This window comes from Pelomonas cellulosilytica, from assembly GCF_021353265.1.
In the GTDB taxonomy this organism is placed as follows: Bacteria; Pseudomonadota; Gammaproteobacteria; order Burkholderiales; family Burkholderiaceae_C; genus Pelomonas; species Pelomonas cellulosilytica.
The window spans coordinates 1-3,717 of the sequence record NZ_JAJTWU010000025.1 but is presented as its reverse complement, the minus strand read 5'-3'; the positions used below and the strand labels follow the sequence as shown (position 1 = coordinate 3,717).

Below are 3,717 nucleotides of genomic sequence, written 5' to 3'. Positions count from 1 at the left end.
GTGGGCGCAGGGCCTGGGACCACGCCCGCGTCATCGCCGCGGCTCGTGTCAGCCAGTTCCACCGGCACGAAGCGCATCGCCGGCAACGACGCTGGCGCGGCAGCGCCCAGCGACATCGCCGGCTGGCCTGCGCCGGACTGCGTCAGGCCCGCGCGCTTCAGGCCTCGGCCCGCCAACCACTTGCGCACCAGGTTCGCGTTCAGTCCGTTGGTCATCGCCACCGCAGCGATCGACGCGCCGGGCTGCGCGCACTGCGCCAGGACCTTCGCCTTGAACTCCGCCGAATGCACGCGCCTCGTGCCTGGCCGACTATTGGGATGCATAGGTGTCCACCAAAATCAGGTGGACGCCATGTTCACGCGATCGCCATCAGCGCGAAAGGTGGTGTCCCTGGACGTACATGGACGCCCCCGGTTTGCCAAGCTTCCAGCTCACTGCTGCACGAAGAAAAGATTGCACCCGTACATTCGGACTTTCAATGCGAGACGAGCTCGCTGTCCCTGATGGGTTCTGCTGGTCGGCGCCCAATCGCTCACACGCACTCGAAGTGCCTCGTCCGGCGCGGGCTGTGCCAACCACGGTCTGACCTGTCGTGCCATCAACCCCCGGTGGCCAGTCAAAGTGCTCCACCCATGGCCACTCAAACTGCCCCACTTGGCCGGGGTGAATTGATCCGCTGAACAAGGCCGGTCAGGCGCCTCAGCCCTGACGACGCAGGACGTAACTTCTTCCCCTCGACTGGAGGGGGATTACACGAGGTGAACGTCTTGAAGCCACATCTGCAAACCACGATCTGGACGCTCTTGCGCGCAGGCAACAGCCAGCGCGAGATCGAGCGCCGCACCGGCATCTCCCGCCACACGATTCGCGACTACGCCAGGCGCTTTGCCGTACAGGACGACCCGCCCGGCTATTCAAACTGCCCCGGGGTGGCCACCGGCTCCTGTGCGGACGTGTCAGCTCAAACTGCCCCACCCTGGCCACCGGCTTCGCCGCCGCCATCGGTGCCGCTCGGCACCGCAGCGTTGTCTCTGTGCGAACCCCATCGCGCCTACATCGAAGCCCAACTGCGCCTGGGCCGCAATGCCATGGCCATCTTCCAGGAGCTGGTTGACGAGCATGGCTTCGCCGGCCGCTACAACTCCGTCAAGCGCTTCGTCGCCAGGCTGCGGGTGCGCGAACCGGAGCAGTTCGACCGACTGAGCTTCGCGCCGGGCGAGGAGATGCAGGTCGACTACGGCGAGGGCGCGCCCACGCTGGTGCCGGGGAGCGATCGCTATCGCAAGCCGCGCCTGTTCGTGGCGACGCTCCGCTATTCGAGGCGCAGCTTCCGCCGCGTAGTCTGGAAGTCCAGCCAACAGGTCTGGGCGGAGTTGCACGAGCAGGCCTGGAGGTACTTCGGCGGGTCCTGCCGCTACGTGGTGCTGGACAACCTGAAGGAAGGCGTCATCAAGCCCGATCTATACGAGCCCGAGCTCAATACGGTGTATGCCGCGACACTCGCGCACTACGAGGTCGTGGCGGACCCCGCGCGGGTGCGGGATCCCAATCGCAAGGGCAGCGTCGAGAACGCGATCGGCCACACCCAGGGCACGGCCTTGAAGGGCAAACGCTTCCAGAGCCTGGAGGAGCAGAACGAGTATCTGGAGCACTGGGAGACTCGCTGGGCGGCGCCGCGCATCCACGGCGCCGAGCGCCGCCAGGTGCAGGCGATGTTCGAGGAGGAGCGGCCGCACCTGCAACCGTTACCGCCCCGGCCGATGCAGTACTTCCGTGACGAGGAGCGCACCGTGTGCGACGACGGTTGCGTTCGAGTGACCCACTGCAGCTACGCCGCCCGACCAGCCGCCATCGGCACCCAGGTGCTGGTGCGCATCTTCGAGCAGCGCCTGGAGATCCGCGATCTCAGGACGCAGGCGCTGCTGCGCACGCACACCAAGGCTGATCGCCCCGGCACAGTGGTGTTGCCCGAAGGCGAGCGAATCTTCAACCCTTCGCGCGAGACCCGCCGAATCCTCGAGCAGGCCAAGGCCATCGGCGCTGACGCCGAGCGGCTGTGCCAGCTGATGTTCACCGTCGAGGGGCGTGTGGGCCAGCGCAAGCTCTGGGGCATCGTCCACCTCGCGGATCGCCAGCCGCGACAGATCGTCAACGCCGCTTGCGCGCAAGCCCTGGACGACGGCGTCTACAGCTATCGCCACGTCAAGCTCATCACCGAACAACGGGTGGCGCGGGCCCTGCAGCGCCTGGAGGCAGTGGCGTCCACGGCCGAATCCTGCGAGCTCCAGCCCACGCAGGCCCATGAGCTCATCCGCAGCCCAGAGGAGTACGGCGAACTCTTCGCCCAAGCCGCAAGCACCGCCGCGGCGACGTTCGCGCCCGTCGCCGCGCTCGCCATCCCTCAAGGAGACCTCTTCGCATGAACACCCAAGAAATCGAGAACACGCTGCGCAAGTTGCGCCTGTCCGGCATGGCCCAAACGCTGCACACCCGCGTGATGCAGGCCCAGGCCGCTCAGGAGCCGTTCCTGGACACGCTGACGTCGCTATTGCAGGACGAGCTGGACCAGCGCCGCAGCCGCCTCATGACACGGCGCTACAAGCTCTCCGGCTTGGACGAGAAGCTATCTCTGGCGGACTTCGACTGGCGCTTCAATCCCAAGCTGCCACGCGGCGCCTGCTTCGAGCTGCACAGCCTGAAGTTCCTCAGCGAAGGCACCAACGCGCTCCTGGTGGGCAAGCCCGGCACCGGCAAGAGCCATGTCGCCAAGGCTGTGGCCTACCAGTCGACCTTGCAAGGCTATGACGTCGCCTACGTCGAAGCCGACGGGGCATTGGCCCGGTACGCGCTGGCGGACGCCGGCGAGCGGGCCCGGCTGCTCAAGGCCTGGGTCGCGGCGGACCTACTGCTGCTGGACGATCTGTTCCTGGCGCGGCGCATCGGCGAGCACGCCGCTGAGCTGCTGCAGATGATCGTGCACCAGCGCTACAAGCTGCGCCGCTCGATCGTCATCACGTCCAACCGCGTGGTCCAGGACTGGGGCCGCCACCTCGGCGACGCGACCATGGCCACCACCATCCTGGACCGACTCATGCATCGCTGCGCGATGCTCGAGTTCGAAGGCAAAAGCTACCGGCTGAAGGAGGCCTCTGCCCGCCTCGTCACGGCTTCAGACCCCGCATAATTCCCCCGTCCTGCCCGGGGCAGTTTGGGTGGCCACAAGTGGGGCAGTTTGACCTGGCCATCGGGGGTCAACTTGCTGGTTGCCTGAGCAATCGGCGGTGGGAATCTCCTGTTGCTGTAGGTGTCGTCGATGTCGGGCTACGCAGCGGCGTAACCCGCCTTGAACTCTCGCCCGTGCGCCAGCAGCGCCCAGACGGTCCTCGCTGTCTTGTTCGCCATCGCGACTGCTGCAACGTTCTTGTTTCGACGCGTCGTGAGCTTGACCAGCCAGCTGTCTGCGTCAGCGCGCTGGGTGGCTCGGTAGATGACGGAGCGTGCGCCGTGGATCAGCATCGTGCGTAGGTACGCATCGCCGCGCTTGCTCATGCCCAGCAGCGTCGGCTTGCCACCGCTGGAGTGCTGTCGCGGAATCACGCCCAGCCAGGCCGCGAACTGGCGGCCGTTGTCGAAGTTCTTCGCATCGCCGATGCTGGCGACCAGGGCACTCGCGGTCAGTGGCCCAATGCCCGGCACCTTCTCAAGGCGCTGACTGGC

Annotated in this window: 4 protein-coding genes; 2 read left to right on the top strand and 2 right to left on the bottom strand. The window is 66.5% G+C overall.

The window, feature by feature from the left end:
• Positions 1-290 (bottom strand): transposase (locus LXT13_RS28305; protein WP_233375778.1); only part of this gene is annotated, 290 nt, incomplete at its 3' end.
• 468 nt (positions 291-758) lie between these two features.
• Here LXT13_RS28305 and istA point away from each other — a divergent pair.
• Positions 759-2,423 (top strand): IS21 family transposase, encoded by a 1,665-nt coding sequence (istA, locus tag LXT13_RS28300; protein ID WP_233375777.1) that lies wholly within the window; start codon positions 759-761, stop codon positions 2,421-2,423.
• A complete protein-coding gene (istB, locus tag LXT13_RS28295; protein WP_233375775.1) occupies positions 2,420-3,184 on the top strand; it encodes an IS21-like element helper ATPase IstB in 765 nt (254 codons plus the stop codon). The genes istA and istB overlap by 4 nt, the downstream gene beginning before the upstream one ends.
• Positions 3,185-3,321: 137 nt before the next feature.
• Here istB and LXT13_RS28290 read toward each other — a convergent pair.
• Positions 3,322-3,717: IS110 family RNA-guided transposase (locus LXT13_RS28290; protein WP_233375774.1), on the bottom strand; the 396-nt coding region annotated here is incomplete at its 5' end.

What these genes read in the sequence shown, in the direction of transcription:
- istB (WP_233375775.1), top strand. Translation starts at nt 2,420, where the DNA reads ATGAACACCCAAGAAATCGAGAACACGCTGCGCAAGTTGCGCCTGTCC.